The sequence below is a fragment of the Paenibacillus sp. 01L418 genome (genome assembly GCF_056400045.1).
The window spans coordinates 18,953-35,005 of record NZ_JBFTSN010000030.1 but is presented as its reverse complement, the minus strand read 5'-3'; the positions used below and the strand labels follow the sequence as shown (position 1 = coordinate 35,005).

General features: G+C 43.7%; 13 protein-coding genes and 1 pseudogene. 11 read left to right on the top strand and 3 right to left on the bottom strand.

Features of this window, described 5'->3' with window-relative positions:
• Positions 1-38: 38 nt before the first annotated feature.
• Positions 39-458 (bottom strand): NUDIX hydrolase, encoded by a 420-nt coding sequence (locus AC1DSE_RS06955; RefSeq protein ID WP_477511579.1) that lies wholly within the window; start codon positions 456-458, stop codon positions 39-41.
• A 138-nt stretch (positions 459-596) separates the two neighbouring features.
• Between AC1DSE_RS06955 and AC1DSE_RS06950 the strand changes: the two genes are divergently transcribed.
• The 9 genes from AC1DSE_RS06950 to AC1DSE_RS06910 all read left to right on the top strand — a co-directional run bounded on the left by AC1DSE_RS06950 (position 597) and on the right by AC1DSE_RS06910 (position 11,886).
• The gene (locus tag AC1DSE_RS06950) at positions 597-740 is read left to right on the top strand and encodes a hypothetical protein (RefSeq protein WP_179089924.1); all 144 of its coding nucleotides are present in this window, start codon (positions 597-599) and stop codon (positions 738-740) included.
• A 106-nt stretch (positions 741-846) separates the two neighbouring features.
• Entirely contained in the window at positions 847-2,763 is a 1,917-nt protein-coding gene (abc-f, locus tag AC1DSE_RS06945; protein ID WP_477511578.1) for a ribosomal protection-like ABC-F family protein, read from the top strand.
• A 278-nt stretch (positions 2,764-3,041) separates the two neighbouring features.
• Positions 3,042-3,893: an alpha/beta hydrolase gene (locus tag AC1DSE_RS06940; RefSeq protein WP_477527526.1), complete on the top strand. Its 852-nt coding sequence runs from the start codon at positions 3,042-3,044 to the stop codon at positions 3,891-3,893.
• 161 nt (positions 3,894-4,054) lie between these two features.
• Positions 4,055-5,071: an HD-GYP domain-containing protein gene (locus tag AC1DSE_RS06935; RefSeq protein ID WP_477527525.1), complete on the top strand. Its 1,017-nt coding sequence runs from the start codon at positions 4,055-4,057 to the stop codon at positions 5,069-5,071.
• Positions 5,072-5,247: 176 nt separating this feature from the next.
• Positions 5,248-7,050 carry a sensor histidine kinase gene (locus AC1DSE_RS06930; RefSeq protein ID WP_339207479.1) on the top strand — a complete coding sequence of 601 codons (1,803 nt, stop codon included), beginning with the start codon at positions 5,248-5,250 and terminating at the stop codon, positions 7,048-7,050.
• A 30-nt stretch (positions 7,051-7,080) separates the two neighbouring features.
• The gene (locus AC1DSE_RS06925) at positions 7,081-8,418 is read left to right on the top strand and encodes a response regulator transcription factor (protein ID WP_477511575.1); all 1,338 of its coding nucleotides are present in this window, start codon (positions 7,081-7,083) and stop codon (positions 8,416-8,418) included.
• A 106-nt stretch (positions 8,419-8,524) separates the two neighbouring features.
• Complete coding sequence (locus AC1DSE_RS06920; RefSeq protein WP_477511574.1) at positions 8,525-9,445, top strand: carbohydrate ABC transporter permease; 921 nt, start codon at positions 8,525-8,527, stop codon at positions 9,443-9,445.
• Positions 9,445-10,317, top strand: coding sequence for a carbohydrate ABC transporter permease (locus AC1DSE_RS06915; protein ID WP_076271011.1), 873 nt, complete (start codon positions 9,445-9,447; stop codon positions 10,315-10,317). Before AC1DSE_RS06920 ends, AC1DSE_RS06915 begins: the two co-directional genes overlap by 1 nt.
• Positions 10,318-10,428: 111 nt before the next feature.
• Positions 10,429-11,886 (top strand): ABC transporter substrate-binding protein, encoded by a 1,458-nt coding sequence (locus AC1DSE_RS06910; RefSeq protein WP_477511573.1) that lies wholly within the window; start codon positions 10,429-10,431, stop codon positions 11,884-11,886.
• Positions 11,887-11,952: 66 nt separating this feature from the next.
• Here the strand turns inward: AC1DSE_RS06910 and AC1DSE_RS06905 are convergent, their stop codons facing one another.
• Positions 11,953-12,150: a YiaA/YiaB family inner membrane protein gene (locus AC1DSE_RS06905; RefSeq protein ID WP_256711064.1), complete on the bottom strand. Its 198-nt coding sequence runs from the start codon at positions 12,148-12,150 to the stop codon at positions 11,953-11,955.
• 60 nt (positions 12,151-12,210) lie between these two features.
• Positions 12,211-12,432, bottom strand: a pseudogene (locus AC1DSE_RS06900) (YiaA/YiaB family inner membrane protein); the annotation flags it as partial.
• Between the two features lie 283 nt (positions 12,433-12,715).
• On the opposite strand from AC1DSE_RS06900, the gene AC1DSE_RS06895 reads away from it, so the two are divergent.
• Positions 12,716-14,665 (top strand): AraC family transcriptional regulator, encoded by a 1,950-nt coding sequence (locus tag AC1DSE_RS06895; RefSeq protein WP_477511572.1) that lies wholly within the window; start codon positions 12,716-12,718, stop codon positions 14,663-14,665.
• A gap of 167 nt (positions 14,666-14,832) precedes the next feature.
• Positions 14,833-15,873, top strand: coding sequence for an NAD(P)/FAD-dependent oxidoreductase (locus AC1DSE_RS06890; RefSeq protein WP_477511571.1), 1,041 nt, complete (start codon positions 14,833-14,835; stop codon positions 15,871-15,873).
• Positions 15,874-16,053: the final 180 nt, after the last annotated feature.

Sequence of the window (16,053 nt, the reverse complement as noted above, 5' to 3'; positions counted from 1 at the left end):
GAATACCACCTTTCCGTTTAATAATAAGGAATGTACGGCTAGCCAAATATATTTTTTACAAACGGAGTTACGGGCATATCTATTAAATCACGCATAGGAATCCACTTTGCGCCTAACGAGTCTTGACCATCGCCATCCGTTCTTAAATTAAATGTATCATCTACTAGTTTTACATCATAAATAATGCCGATATGATGCATCTCTTCTAATTTATCCGCTTTAAAGGGCCAGATCAGCGTATATGACAATGTCGTTTTGATGGTGCCAGTTAACGCTGAAATTCCTGTCTCTTCTTCAAACTCTCTAATGAGTGTTTGATAAGGCTCTTCTCCAAATTCAATCGACCCTCCTGGGAAATCCCACTTCCCTGTATGCGGCCCTCTGCCTTTTTTGATGAGCAATACTTTATCGTCTTTCTTCAAGATGCCGTAAACCCCAAGATGTGTAAATCTATCCATATATAAGCCTCCTTCACAATGTCATCTTCGACATCATGTACGCTTACTCCTTGTAAATACAAAATTTGGTTTGGCTATTGCAAGAATACTTGCCCTTATGTTATTTTAAAAGGAATGAATGAAAGGGAGGTGAAGTAGGTGAATCACGAAATGGTCAATAACCGTATTAGCCAGCTGCCGATTGCTATGGCTGGCATTGTTCATACATTTTCCGCGAACGGGAGAGGTCTGTCCAATTATGCTCATACGATTAAACCATTCGCGAGAAGACGCCTACTTTAACCACTACGGATAGCTTTACCATCCGAAGGGTCGCAGGCTTGTTGCTGCGGCTCTTTTTTTGTTGTGTTTAAGAGTCAGGGTCTTCATCTAACAGGAGGCTCTTCACATGATTATTGTTAATATACAGGAAATAAAGAAATACCACGCCGCGAATCTGATATTTGATGGACTTACGCTGCAAATACAAGCAGGCGAAAAGATCGGGTTGATTGGCCGCAACGGAAGCGGAAAATCGACATTGCTTCGCCTAATTTCAGGTCATGATCAGGTAGATGAGGGAATGCTTACAGTACAGAAGGAGCTGGCAATCGGATATTTGCCGCAGACACCTGCCGAATTTGATAAGCTGACCGTGTATGAAGTTTTGGCTTATGGCTATCAAGACTTAATGGCGTGCAAGCATCAGATGACGCAGATGGAAATAGAGATGTCGAGTCCGCAAATGCTTGCTGATTCAGCTGCTTTAGAGCGTTTGCTGAAAACATACTCGCTGGCTCAGGAAAGGTTCGAGAGAAGCGGCGGTTATGAGATGGATACGGCAATTGAGCAGGTCGCAACGGGCTTGCGTATCGACCGAGCTGTTTATTCACGAAGCTTTGGCAGCCTGTCCGGCGGTGAGAAAACGCGGATTGCACTTGCCTCCCAGTTGATTGTCCGACCGGCTTTGCTGCTGCTTGATGAACCCACGAACCATCTGGATTTGCGGGGGATGGAGTGGCTGGAGCAATTTATTCAGCAGTATGATGGCGCATGTGTCATCGTATCGCATGATCGTTATTTTCTTGATGAGGTGTGCTCCAAAATAATTGAGCTTGAGGATGGTACAGCACAAACCTTTCTTACAAACTATAGCGGATATGTGAAGGAGAAAGAGGAGCTTCTCTTGCAGCAGTTTGCGAATTTTCAAGAGCAGCAGAAACAGATAAAGAAGATGAAGGAAACGATTAAGCGCTTGGAGGAATGGGGGCGTATCGGCGACAATGAGAAGTTTTTTAAACGCGCCGCTTCCATGCGCAAAGCTTTGGAAAAGTTGGAAATGATTAAACGACCGGTTCTTGATCCGAAGACCGCTGATTTCGAGCTTACAGCGCTTGATCGCTCTGGACGTAAGGCGATTACCTTTGAGAATGTAACTAAACAATTCGGTGATCGGGTTATTTTGGATAAAGCTGAGGGCAGCTTATTCTATGGTGAGAAGGTTGTGCTGGTCGGGGACAATGGCTCAGGCAAAACGACGTTGTTTAAGATGCTGCTTGGCGAGCTTCAGCCAGATGATGGACAGCTAGTCCTAGGAGCCCGTCTTCATATCGGCTATTTGGCTCAAGAAGAGAAGGTTGACGATAAGCAGCTCAGCGTACTTGAATTTTTTAAAACGGAGGGCGGTTTAGAGGAAGGCGAGGCAAGGAATATACTGGCCAGCTATTTGTTTTATGGAACGGATGTATTTAAACCACTTCATTTGCTGTCAGGCGGGGAATGGTCACGACTTCGGCTCGCGCTGCTTATTCGCAAAAAACCGAATTTATTGCTGCTGGATGAACCAACGAATCATCTTGATGTCAGCTCCCGCGAGGCGCTGGAGGAAGCATTGGAAAACTATGATGGAACGGTGCTGGCGATCTCGCATGATCGATATTTTATCAATCGGCTGGCTGAACGAGTTTGGGAGCTTAATGAGGGAGCCATTCACACTTACTTGGGCAATTACGATGACTTTAAGTCGAAGCGGAAGCCTTATAAAACGAACGAGAACAATGTTACCGTTAAAACAGATCATGTTGTGCGAGATCCGAGGCAATTAGCTGAGCATACCAAGCCGAAACATGGTGGAAGAGTGGAGCGTACGAAGGAACAGCTGGAACAAGAGATCGCGAGGCTTGAAGCTAGTCTGCTAGAGGGCAATATGGAAATGGAGCAAATCGCGGCAATGGGTGATCCAGCTGCGCTTGAATCCATTTGGAATATGCAGGAGGAGCGCCAAAAGCAGCTGGATCAGCTAATGGAAGTATGGTTGGAACTATAATTCATAAAATGCCGTTATGCTAATATAACATGCTGTTATGTGTAACCCATGGTGTGATTCTTGTTTTGTAATGGTTGTAGTACACCATTTTACGAGAATCTCCCTTGGGTTATTTCTTTTTCTATGTGCAGCTAGCTGCGTTCACGATTTCAGTCGCTAGACGTATTGTTAATCAAAGTTACGGGTTGTATGATTATTTTGCTATATAAATAAGGATAAGTAGGTGGAAAATGGTAATAAAGGAAAGAAGGTTTATCTCGAATATATTACTTGTGAGTATGATATTGTGCAGTGTTTTAACGAATTCCGGCTGTACTGCAGCCACTAGCGAAAATAAAGCATTGTCCTCGAAAGCTCTTCCAGCAGCGCGTGTGGAAAAAATGACGATGAATAGTGAAGCATTACATAAAGATATGAAACTGCAAGTTTATTTACCTGCTGGATATACGGAAACCGTTGACTATCCTGTCCTTTATTTGCTGCATGGTCGAGGAGGTAATGAGAAAACGTGGAATAAAGATATGAGCTTGTCCGATAAGGCGACTCAATTGATCAAGCACCAGAAAATCAAGCCATTAATTATAGTTATGCCTCAGTATGACAACAGTTACGGCACGAATTACGCTGATCAAACGTATTCCAAGGATGGACGTCAATACGGGCGATATGAGGATTACTTGACCAAGGATTTGATCGGTTATGTGGATTCCCATTACAGTACGATCGCCGATAGAGAAGGTCGATATATTGGAGGACTCTCTATGGGCGGTTTTGCAGCGTTGTTTTTAGCATTTACGCACCCGGATTTATTCAGCAAAAGTGGTGGACATAGTCCAGCCATGTTTATGGACTCTACAGAGAAGTTAGGCTGGTTATTCAAAGATGAAGAAATGAGAAAGCAGACAGATCCGCTTTATCTTGTAGATCAGCTGGAATTGAAAAATCTAAAGGTTTATTTGGATTATGGTAATAAAGATATGATGCATGTTATTAATTCTACCGATCAATTATATGCAAAGCTTAAAGCAAAGGGCATTGATGTACAATTTCATACCTCATCTGGCGGCCATGATCGTAATTATTGGAAAGCGAATACAGATCAATATTTAATGTTTTATGCTGGATTTTAAGATAGCTGTACAGGACTTGATTCTGAAAAAGCCAACCGATTAGCCTTTCTAATCCGTTGGCCTTTTCTATGTATTCTCATCTTTCTAATTTTAATAGACCCTTCCTAAATAAGATATGGTAAACTAAATGTTGGAAACGTCAATTCCGAGGGAGTGAAGTCATGGAACAGTTGATCGGGAAAAAAATGAAATATGATATTTTGAACGCATATGGCGTTACGATTGTACCAGCTGACTCTGTTCTGACTAGTGAATCAATACAAATATTAATAAACCATCGGATAGATTTATCATCGATTGCCCTTGCTTATGAGCATAAGCCGATTCRGCAATCAAGCATTCAAATTGGTGAGCTTGTTCAGCAAACGGTTAATATCTCAAAAGAGCTGTTTGAATCGATCTTAGTATCACGTAAGGTCCCGTTAATGGAGATTCGCAATGAGGTGCTGCCAGCTATTTTGCAGCTATCCAAAAATCAGGATATTTTCGAATTATTCGAAGCGGTGAAAGCCAAGGATGATTATGTATATGAGCATAACGTAGGTGTGGGCGTCATATCGACGCTTATCGGAAGATGGATGAATCTGGACAATTCAGAGCTTTCGATTTTGTCACTTGCTGCTACCCTGCATGATGTTGGCAAAGTAAAGCTTCCGCTAGAGGTTTTAAACAAGCCGGGCAAACTGAATGAGGTTGAATTTCAATTAATTAAGAAGCATACCATTTACGGTTATGAGCTGCTCAAGGGTACGACGGGCTTAAGCCTGCGAATCGCTCGTGTTGCGCTTCAGCATCATGAACGCGAGGACGGGAACGGCTATCCACTCGGACTGAAAAAGGAAAATATCGATTTATTCAGCTCTATCGTAGCAGTTGCGGATATTTTTCATGCGATGTCCTCCAAGCGTCCTTATCACGAGCCATTATCCTTTCATGAAATTGTAAATCAGATGACAGATGGGAAGTTTGGCGTTCTTAACCCGCAAATTATCTCGGTATTTATTGAAAACCTGATGAAGCGATTAGTCGGCAAACAAGTGCTTCTGACGGATGGCCGAGAAGGCGAGGTCGTGTACATCAATCCGCACAATATTGAGACGCCTCTTATCAAGCTGGCAGATTATTTCTTGGATTTAAGCCAGGAGAGAAATATACATATCAAATCAATTATCGCTTAAAATATACCATCCTAAGTGCTGCTAACCAACATCTGTTGACTAGCAGCATTTTTTTTGTATGAAGTATGTGTATTTCTACGATTTTGCTCCATTGTCCCTTTTGAAAAGGGTAGATCTAGCCACTCTGTTTGGCTGTTTTTTTTGCTATAGTACAATTATTAACCGGAGGTGCCTGCATGCGATCGGGTCTTAGCAATCCTTTGACAAAATTGAACATAAAGCAGCAATTGATACTTTTGTTTCTCGTGATGGTGAGTCCGATTTTTCTACTGCATTGGTACGGCAATATGAAAGCAGAGCATTTGCTCAAAAACCATGTGACGAGCGCATATGTGGAGCTCATCAAACAAAACGATACCGTCATTAATCGTGACATGGATACGATCAGCAAAATAACGACGACGATTATTCAAAATCCAATTACACAGCAGCTTGTCCCTACAGGGGCAGAAACGGTGATTGAGAGAGTACGGAAATACGATAAGGTCGACAAGCTGCTTGCGAGTAATTCGATTCCTCTTAATGGAGGAGAAGCCGTATATTATTCGCTGTATATTTATGACCCGAATGATTACTATTTTTTTGCACCGAAGCGTCAGTTGACACAAACCGGGGTTTATTTTTTCTCCGATGCAGAGAAGCCAAGCTGGTACGATGATGCGGTCAGTTATAAGAGCAAAGGTTACATGGAAATTATTGATTCAAATGTAGGGTTATCGCAGATCAGCACGCTTGCTTATATTCGTGCCGTTAGCAATGTATCTATTGGAAACGGTATCATTGGCGTTTTGGTCGCAACAAAGATGGATATGAAAATTAGCGAATCGCTGAAATCCGTTTCACTGCCAGACGGCAAGATCATGTTTATGGATTGGTCGAACCGCGTGCTCGCAGCGACTGATTCAAGTCTGATGGGGAAGACGTATGTACTGCCGCCTGCAACAGAGATTAAGGATGGGATGGAAGCGGTGGGCACTTTTGATGTCATGACCTCTGATTACATCTATGTGGTCAATTATAACCGCAACTTGAACAATAAACTTGTCTATCAAATTCCGATCAGCTCGTTATTAAAGCAGCAAAGCGAGCTCAAGCATGTCATCCAGCTCATTTCTATAGCTTATATATTGTTCGGCTGCGTCGTTGTTGTTTATTTCTGGCGATCGCTTATGACGCCGCTTCAGAAGCTGGCGCAATTTGTTCGCACCTATGAGCCAGGAAGGCTAGTGCCGGAGACGCCGGGAAAAGGCCGGAATGACGAGGTCGGCGTACTCTTTGCCGCTTTGTATGACATGGCCCGCAGGCTGAATGTGCTTATTCATTATAAATACCATATGGACATCAAGCAGAAGGAGTCGCAGCTTCAGCTGCTTTACCAGCAAATTAATCCACATCTACTGTACAACACGCTTGAGAGTATTTACTGGAAGAGCTCGCTTGAAGGAAATACGGAATCCGCAGAAATGATTAAGGACTTATCGAAGCTGATGAAAATTGGCCTAAGCAGAGGAAGAGAGCTCATTCCGCTGGACGAGGAGCTTGAGCATGCATCCGCTTATGTCAGCTTGCAGCAAAAGCGATACAAATATGAGTTTCAAGTGCACTGGAACATTTCCGATGCCGCAAGAATGATTATGATTCCGAAAATATCGCTGCAGCCGCTTATCGAAAATGCGATTATCCATGGCGTTAAATTTATGGGCGAGGATGGCGAAATCCAAATTTCGGCCGTAGTTGAGGGCGAGCGGGTTACGATCAAGGTGGAGGACAACGGACATAAGGAAGTTGATTATGCCTCAATTGAGCGTTTATTAAGCAATGACAAGTCGGATCATAGTTTAGGTTATGGGATTCGTAACATCCAACAACGAATTCAACTTCATTTTGGCAATGGATATGGAATGAGCTACAAGCGCGGAGACAACGGCGGCACGACGGTGACGATTATTTTGCCAACGAGCTATGATGAGACAAAGTGAGCATTGGGATGCGGACGGGGAGGATTATAAATGTACAATATATTGATCGTAGATGACGAGCCTTTAATATGTGAGGGTTTATGCAGTTTATTGTCTGCTTCCGGCATTAGTTTAGCAAATGTTTATATGGCGCACAGCGGATATGAAGCGCTCGATTATTTGAGAATTGAAGAAATTGACCTGCTGATCACAGATATTCAAATGGGTTCGATGAATGGAATTGAGCTAATGCATCAGGCTAAGCTGCTGAAGCCTTGGGTTCAGACGATCATCATTTCCGCATATGAAACCTTTCAATATGCTCAAATGGCGATACGACTCGGTGCAAAGGATTATATGATTAAACCGCTTAATAACGATCAATTTCTGGATTCCGTCCGAAATGTACTGCTCAAAATGAATAAGCCTGCGGCAACGGAGGATCAGTTCTTATCCAAGCTGCAAGAGCATTTCCATATGGAGGAGCCGCTCCCGAAGCGAACGGAGCTGTTTAATCAGCTGCTGTCAGGCTCCGAGGAGACACCCGAGGAAATAGCGAAGAAGCTGTATGAGCGCTACGCAATCAAGCTGAACGGGCCTTATTATGCGGTCATTAAGCTGCGCCTGAATTTATCGGATAAGGATCGGCAGATCCCAAATAGGGATGCACTGCTGCTGCAATATGCTGCATTGAACATTGCGAACGAGCTGCTGGATAAGGAATGGAATCATGTGGCCTTCTATTCCCCCAATCAGGAGATTAGTGTACTAATTCAATGGGACGAGAACGAGTTTGGAGAAGCTAGTGTCAACAAAATTAATCAATTGGATATGATCGGGCGCAGCCTCCATTACAACATTCATAAATTTATCGGGCTGCACTGTGTCATAGGCATTAGTCAAATTGTGAGAGGCATTGGTTTCGTGGGCATGCTCAGCGAACAAGCGCGCAAAGCGATCTTGTGGAACCGTGAGCATCGTGATCATTATGTTTTTTATTACGGTGATTTTAATTGGAGCACCTATACGCAGGATCCTACTGCCGAAGAGCTAAGCGAACAAAATAGCCTCATTGTAGAGAAGTCGAAGGCATATATCGATCGCAACTTTGCTCAAAAGGGACTGACGCTGCATGAGGTCGCACAGAAAAATCATGTCAGCCCGAATTACTTAAGCTATTTGTTCAAGAAGGATACAGGCTATAACTTATGGGAGTATGTAATAAAGCTTCGAATGGAGGAGAGTCGGAAGCTTATTTTGTTTACCGATTTGCGAAGATACGAGATTTCGGAGCGTGTCGGCTATGAATCTCCTGAGCATTTTAGCAAAATATTTAAAAAATATTATGGGATGAGCCCAAGCGAGCTTAAGAAGGACGACAAGAAATAAGAAGAAGTAAAAATAGCTATCATTGTCTTAGATTTGCACATTACCAGTTAGCCGCCTTGCTTCTAGAATGGTATAGAGCAATAGAAAAGAAATGAGGGAAACTCAGATGGAACAATCCGTTGTAGTAGGCGAGCCGCTCGATAGCAAGGTGCAGAGGAAGGCTGGCAGGTGGAAAAGACATATTTCGGGCTATTTGTTTCTGCTGCCCGCAGCTATCATTTTTATTTTATTTTTGTGGGTGCCGATAACRAAAGGCATTATTTACAGCTTCTATACGATCGATTTTGTAAAGGGAAATACGTTCGTGGGGTTTGATAACTACAAGACGATTTTTAACGATCCTGATGTATGGATTGGTGTGAAAAATACGCTGTACTACATGTTTTTATGTATGGTTATCGGCTTTTGGGTTCCTATTCTGTTTGCAATCGCGATATCAGAGCTGCGTCGCTTTCAAGGCTTCGTTCGCGTGGCGGCATATTTGCCGAACGTCGTGCCTGCTGTTGTGTTATACGGCTTATGGAGATGGTTCTATGATCCGGTAGGTCCGATTAACGGATTGCTGACGGAAGCGGGGCTTGATCAAATAGCCTTCCTAACGAATAAAAGCTGGTCGATGATTTCGCTTGTCGTCATGGAAACATGGCAGCAGTTCGGTTCAGGCATGCTCATTTATTTGGCTGCTGTTCTTAGTATCCCGCGGGACTGGTATGAGGCAGCAGAAATTGATGGCGCAGGCATATTCCGCCGTATCTGGCATATTACGCTTCCGTCGATTCGCGGCTTGATTCTGCTTCTGTTCCTCTTGCAGTTGATTGCAACGACGCAAGGTTTCCAATCTCAGCTGGCCTTGCTTGACGGCGGTCCGAACAAAGCAACGCTCACTTACTCGCTGTTTATCGTCAAATATGCATTTACGAAGCTTGATTACGGGGTAGCTTCTGCGCTGGGTGTACTTATGTTCGTCGTCCTTGGCGGATTGGCACTGTTACAATTCAGGCTGAACAACAGGGGGGCGAGCAAGTGATGAAGAGCTTAGACAGAGGGATATTATCCAGTCACGATTTGCGCAGAAATAAAAACAAGGTAGGTTTTCTGCTTATTATCCTTGTCATTATTGCAATGGTTGCCTCGATGCTTTATCCCATTGCTACTGCATTGTTTAACGGTTTGAAAGCAAACACCGAAGTGAACTCGTTTCCACCGCACTTTTTGCCTTCGGAGTGGCATTTCGACAACTACCGAACAGGCTGGAATTTTATTAACCTGCCGCAGTTTTTGAAAAACACGCTTATGATTTTTGGCGGCAATATGATTATGACCATCGTCGTGCTCGGTTTAGCAGCCTTTAGCCTATCCAAGCTTAATGTTCCGTATCAGAAGGGAATCTACTTTTTTTTCATGATTACTCTTTTCATACCGCCGAGCACTTATATCATTCCAAACTTTCTTAATTTGAAGGATCTTGGTTTGCTTAATACGTATGCGGCTTTCTGGCTGCCTGCCAGTGCGAGTGCATTCTATCTGCTGCTGCTTAAAAATTTTTTCGATGGTATCCATCATGAAATGATTGAAGCGGCTCGAATCGACGGTGCGTCAGACTGGAAATGCTTCAGCCTTATCGCGATTCCGCTTTCCATTCCTATTTTCTCCACGCTCGCAATATTTGTTTTCTCAACGGCATGGAACGATTGGTTCTGGCCTTCGCTTGTGATGCACAGCGATAAGAAATATCCGCTTGCGACAGCCGTATATAAATACGTCATCAGTGCGCAAAGGCTCAATCTGAATATTCGTTTCGCTATCCTTACGATGGTGATGCTGCCGCCGATTCTCGTGTTTCTGGCGTTCCAAAAGTTCATTATGCGCGGACTTCATCTTGGCGGGGTTAAGGGATAAGCAGTTCGTAGACATACACATGATCAGAATAAGAATACACCTCGCCCAAATGAAAACGTCTCCTTTATGATGAGGATGTAGTGAAAATACGAATGGTGAAGGGGAATATCGATGCTAAAGAAAAACGTGGCAGTGTTGATTTGTTTGGTCATGATATGCTCAATTCTTGCAGCTTGCAGCGGTGGCAGCAAGGAGACCAACGATCCAAAAGAAACCGATAAACCAACGAATGCAGCGACAAACAATGCAGGCAGCAAGGAAACAGACCCTCCGAAGGAAGATATTAAAGACAAAAAAATTACGATCAGCATTTATTATCCATTGCCGGATCAGGTTGAGAACCGCAAGCTGGAAGATGACAAAATCAAACGTTTTAACGAGGTTTATCCTAATGTGGAAATCGTAAAAAGCGACTGGCACTACAACCCAAGCGAAATCGGCATCAAAATGGCAGCAAACGAAGCGCCGACATTTTTCAACACTTGGGCAACAGAAGCTAAGTTTTTGCAGGAGCGCGGCTGGGTAGCCGATATTACGGAGCTGTGGGACAGTTATCCATTCAAGGATCAAATCAACCCTGTGCTGCAAAGCCAATTTATCATTGACGGCAAGGTGTTCGGGGTATCCCAGAAAGCCTATGTTACAACTACGGTTGTAAACAAGAAGCTGCTTGACGAGAAAGGTGTACCGATTCCATCGTATGACTGGACATGGGACGATATGTACAACACTGCGAAAGCAGTAGCTGATCCGAAGAAAGGCATTGCAGGTATTGCGCCAATGGGCAAAGGTACAGAAGCAGGCTGGAACTGGACCAACTTCTTGTTTGAGGCAGGCGGCGATGTTCAGACGATCGCTGACGGCAAAGTAACAGCAGCCTTTAATTCTGCGGCAGGCTTGAAGGCGCTAGAGTTTTACAACAAGCTTAGATGGGAAGCAAATGCAATTCCGCAGGACTGGGCACTTGGATGGGGCGATGCTGTCGGCGCTTTCGGACAAAGCCGTACGGCTATGGTTATAGCGGGAGCTGAGGGTGTACTTGAGCAGGCACTCAACCAAGGCGGCTTGAAGCCAGAGGATGTACTGACATTCCCGATGCCGGCAGCAGAGAAAGGCGGCAAGCATACAGGCGTGCTTGGCGGCGATTACCTCGTCATCAATCCAAATGCGACGAAGGACGAACAAGAAATTGCTTTCCGCTATATTACATTCGATTACTTTACCGATAAAGGTCTAGAGTCTCTTGAAACCGATATTCAAAAACGCCAAACAGAAGGAAAGTATTATATTCCGCCACAAATGAACTATTACAGCCCTTCATCGGAATATGGACAAAAAGCACAGGCTATATTTGATAAATACGATAACGTCTACAAATATAACGCAGAATCCGATTCTTTGCTTGACGGCAAACCTGAAGCGCAATACAACACGCAGGATTACTACGGCGAAGTAACGAATGTGCTGCAAGAGGTTTTCTCCAAAAAAGGTTCAGATCTTCAAGGCTTGCTCGACAAGTCTGCCAAGGTCGTGCAAGAGAAGTATTTTGATTCTATYAAAGTCGAATAGCTAAACGGATTGATCGAAAGAAAGCCTCCCCAATTCATCTTTAATGGGGAGGCTTTTTATTATTTTCTAGCTTTCTAAATCTTCTGTTTTCGTATGCACGCTGTCTTCTTCATTATCCCGAATGGTCTTTTGCAAAACGAGGCAAGAAACGATTAAGAAAGCACCGGCAATCGCGTAGTAGCCTTTGACGTAAAGCGGCTCCTCAAGCGTGTAAATACCTATATATTGAGCAAGAATGGCAATGATAAAGCCGGCCCAAGCCATGAATGAAAAGGCGGAGGTATTGCGGCTTCTGTAGCCCGGGTTGTAGTCTTTGAGAAACTTATCCTCGTCGTTGTCGCGCGCAACCTTCTGCAGAAGAAATGAAGTGATAATTAAAAGTATGCCGGTTACAGCGTAATACCCTTGCACAGACATTGGTTGTTTAAGCGTGTAAATACCGATGAATTCGAAGCCACATGCTATAAGAAAAGCTGCCCAAGCCATGAAGGTATACGTTGGGGTATTGCGGCGGCGATAAAAATTTGCTGGTTTGCGTACTTGCATCGTTTCCATTTTTTCCATTTGAGAAAGCCTCCCGAATCGATTTGTTGTTCATGTCTTTAGTTTACATCATATGCCAAAACGCAAAAGTACCAACTTATTGTAGTACCAGGTACTAGTAAGAAAGGAATTGACAATGAGAATGGTTATCATTAGAATGCTTGTTAATATGCTCTGCAAGGAACCATACATAAAAGGATGAACCATCATGATCAAGTAGTCGGCTTTTTCTTCGGTCGATCTGTGAGCAGCACAAAGTAAACGCTAGAGGAGCTGAACTCGGAAAGTGGAGTGGAATGATCTTATTAGGCTTTGGAACCACGCCTCAATTAAGGTGTTGGATGTTCGTCACCATAGGATGAAACTTGGCGATAGGCTGCAATCCTACCGTCTTCCAGCAAGCGGATTTTTATATACGACAATTGGCAGCTCAAATGTATGTTTGGACGGTCATCCATATAAGGCGGAGCGATTTCATGTGCTGCATGGGGGCAAAGGAATGTGCTTGGATATAGACAGGCTGGAGGAGGATTTTGATTATTACTTAATCTTCTATAAAGCACTTATCCCGCATCCTTGCAGGCAAGAGATTTTATCTCTTATTGAAAATAACAACCCGTTCCATATGCAATATGGCTTCGCCCCGCAATACCCGATCCCACTGTTTCGAATTGTTAACGTAATGGCACAAGAGTGGCAAATATCGCATTCTTTGGAGAGGTTTCATGTCAATACGTTATTTCATCAATTTGTTTATGAGGTATTCATTCAGCTGCAAAAGCAAGACATATCTCTATCGAAGCCCGACCTAGCAGCTCAAGCGCTTCGTTATATTCATGATCATTATATGGAGCCGATTACGCTCGAGCAGTTGGCGCAGACCTTAAGCTATAGCGCCAAAAACTTGTCCAAGGTGTTTAAAAAGGAAACAGGGCATAGTCTCATTGATTATGTCATTCAGGTGAGAATTGATCATGCGAAGGAGCTAATGAAAAATACAAGCGCGACCATTCAGGAAATTGCGGAAAGCGTTGGTTATTCCGATCGCTTATATTTCACACGGATATTCAAAAAGGTTGCTGGCGTTTCGCCAGGCAGGTATAAGGACCGTTTGAAAAATACTAGAAGCGGCGCAGATCGTCTATATAAATCGAGCCGATCGTCCATTGTTCCAGGGAGGCTCCGGCGTTACAATGTGTATCGTTATGATAATCATTATCAATACAAAGGAGAGAATCAATTGCCCATGTACAAAGGATTGAAATTATCAATGGCGGCAACCCTGTTGTTTTGTTTTGCTTTATTTATGAGTGCATGTTCTACGGGGGCGTTAAATACAAATACGGCAACCGTGGAATCAAAATTAACGACGAAGGGGGAAGCAGCTCCTTCCAATAAGCCGCAAACAGAAGCTCAGACTAGAGTAATCACAACGATAAAAGGTGATATCGAAATTCCTTCGCATCCCGAACGGATCGTTGTTGATCTGTACTTGGGCAGCTTTATTGCACTTAATGTCAAACCAATCGGAACACCAGAATTGAATTTGAAAAATCCGTATTTTTCAGAGGCGCTTGCAGGTGTGGAGAATATTGGAGAATACGAGAGTGTATCGCTAGAGAAAATAATAGATTTGCAGCCGGATATGATCGTTACAGGAAATGAAGCAGCTTATGAGCTGTATAGCAAAATTGCTCCGACGATCGTTGTTCCTTATGGCGAACTAAAAAATACGCATGAAGAATTGACCTATTTCGGCAAATTGTTAGGGAAAGAGGCAGAAGCGGAAGCATGGTTAGCTGATTACGACCAGCGTATTGCAGCAGCCAAAGCAAAGGTTGAAAGTGCCATTCCAAGCGATGCTGTGTTTTCAGTCATGCAGGATTGGGAAGGGAATACGGGCGTATTCGGCGATAATTTCGGCAGGGGCGGACAAGCAGTCTATCAAGCACTTGGGCTTAAGCCGCCAGCTAAAGTAGCGGAGCAGCTGATGAAGGAGCAAATTGTTGAGGTTTCTGGAGAGAAGCTGTCTGACTTTGCTGGCGATTATATTATATTAACGTCTGATACGCTAACGCTTGCAGATTTGAAAACCGAGCCGATTTGGAAGCTGATTGATGCAGTTAAAAATGATCGCGTCTATATTTGGAGTAAGAAACGCTCATGGTATTTTGATCCGATTGCTACGCTATCACAGACAGAGGAACTAGCTAATTGGCTCGCAGGTGCGAAATAAACGAATCGTTGATAGCATTGATAGAGATAACAAAAGTCAGTTTTGTACAAAAAAATGGTGACTTTTGTCCATTGTCACAATGAGGATGGTATCCTAAACTTTAATAAGTGATAGTGATAATCAATATCAAAAATAAATTGATCATGACTGACGTTTGGAGGCAAACGATGAACGAACAATTGGAACTCTATGATGTAACGATAATTGGTGGTGGCCCAGGTGGGTTATATACCACTTTCTATAGCGGCATGCGCGATTTAAAAACGAAATTAATTGAAGCGCAGGATCAACTCGGCGGGCGAATGCTCACTTATCCTGAGAAAATTATTTGGGATGTAGGCGGGGTAACACCGATTCGCTGCGAACAATTAATTGCGCAATTGATCCAACAAGCCAAAACCTTTGACCCGACGATCGTGCTCGGACAGCAAATTACGGACTATGAACGATTGGCTGATGGAACTTTTATGCTGACTTCATTAACTGGCGAGAAGCATCATACAAGAACGGTCATTATGGCAATCGGTTACGGAATAAAAAAATTAGCGAAGCTGGAGATTGAAGGGGCTGACCGCTATGAAGTAACGAACTTGTACTACACCGTACAGGAGCTGGAAAAATTCCGCGATAAGCGAGTGCTCATTTCTGGCGGCGGCGATTCCGCAGTAGACTGGGCTAATGAGCTGGAATCCATTGCAGCCAGCGTAACGGTCGTGCATCGCCGCGACAGCTTCGGCGGGCACGAGAGAAATGTTTCCAGGATGAAACAATCCTCTGTAAATGTTCTTACGCCATATCAAGTGCTTGCGCTTCATAGCAGTAATGGGGAAAGTATCGAGAAGGTAACGATTGCACATATGGAAACGGAGGAAAGCAAGCAGATTGAAGTCGATGCTGTCATCGTCAATCATGGAATGAAGAGTGATTTTGGACCTATCCGTGATTGGGGTCTTGATATGGGAGTATGGAATGCGAACGTTGGGGAGCGGATGACTACTAATATTCCGGGCATCTTCGGCGCAGGCGATTTCGCGAGTTTTGGCAGCAAGGTTGGACTTATTGCAGGAACGTTTACGGATGGCGTCTTGGCACTCAACAGCGCGAAGCTGTATATGGATCCGGAAGCTCCAGAGATGGCTTATGTTTCTTCTCATAACGAGCGTTTTAAGGAGAAAAATCGGGAGCTTGGCGTAGTAGAAGAAGAATAGTATACCATTCGATTAGAAGGCGAGTGCTTCACAGCCATCAGCAGGTTACCCATATAAGTATAGAAACCCTCTGTCTAAGACAGAGGGGTTTTTGCATGCCTCTACACTTCGTAATATAACACCTATTATTTCTAGAAATGCACATCGATATGTAAGCGATTCCAAATTATGATGAAAGAG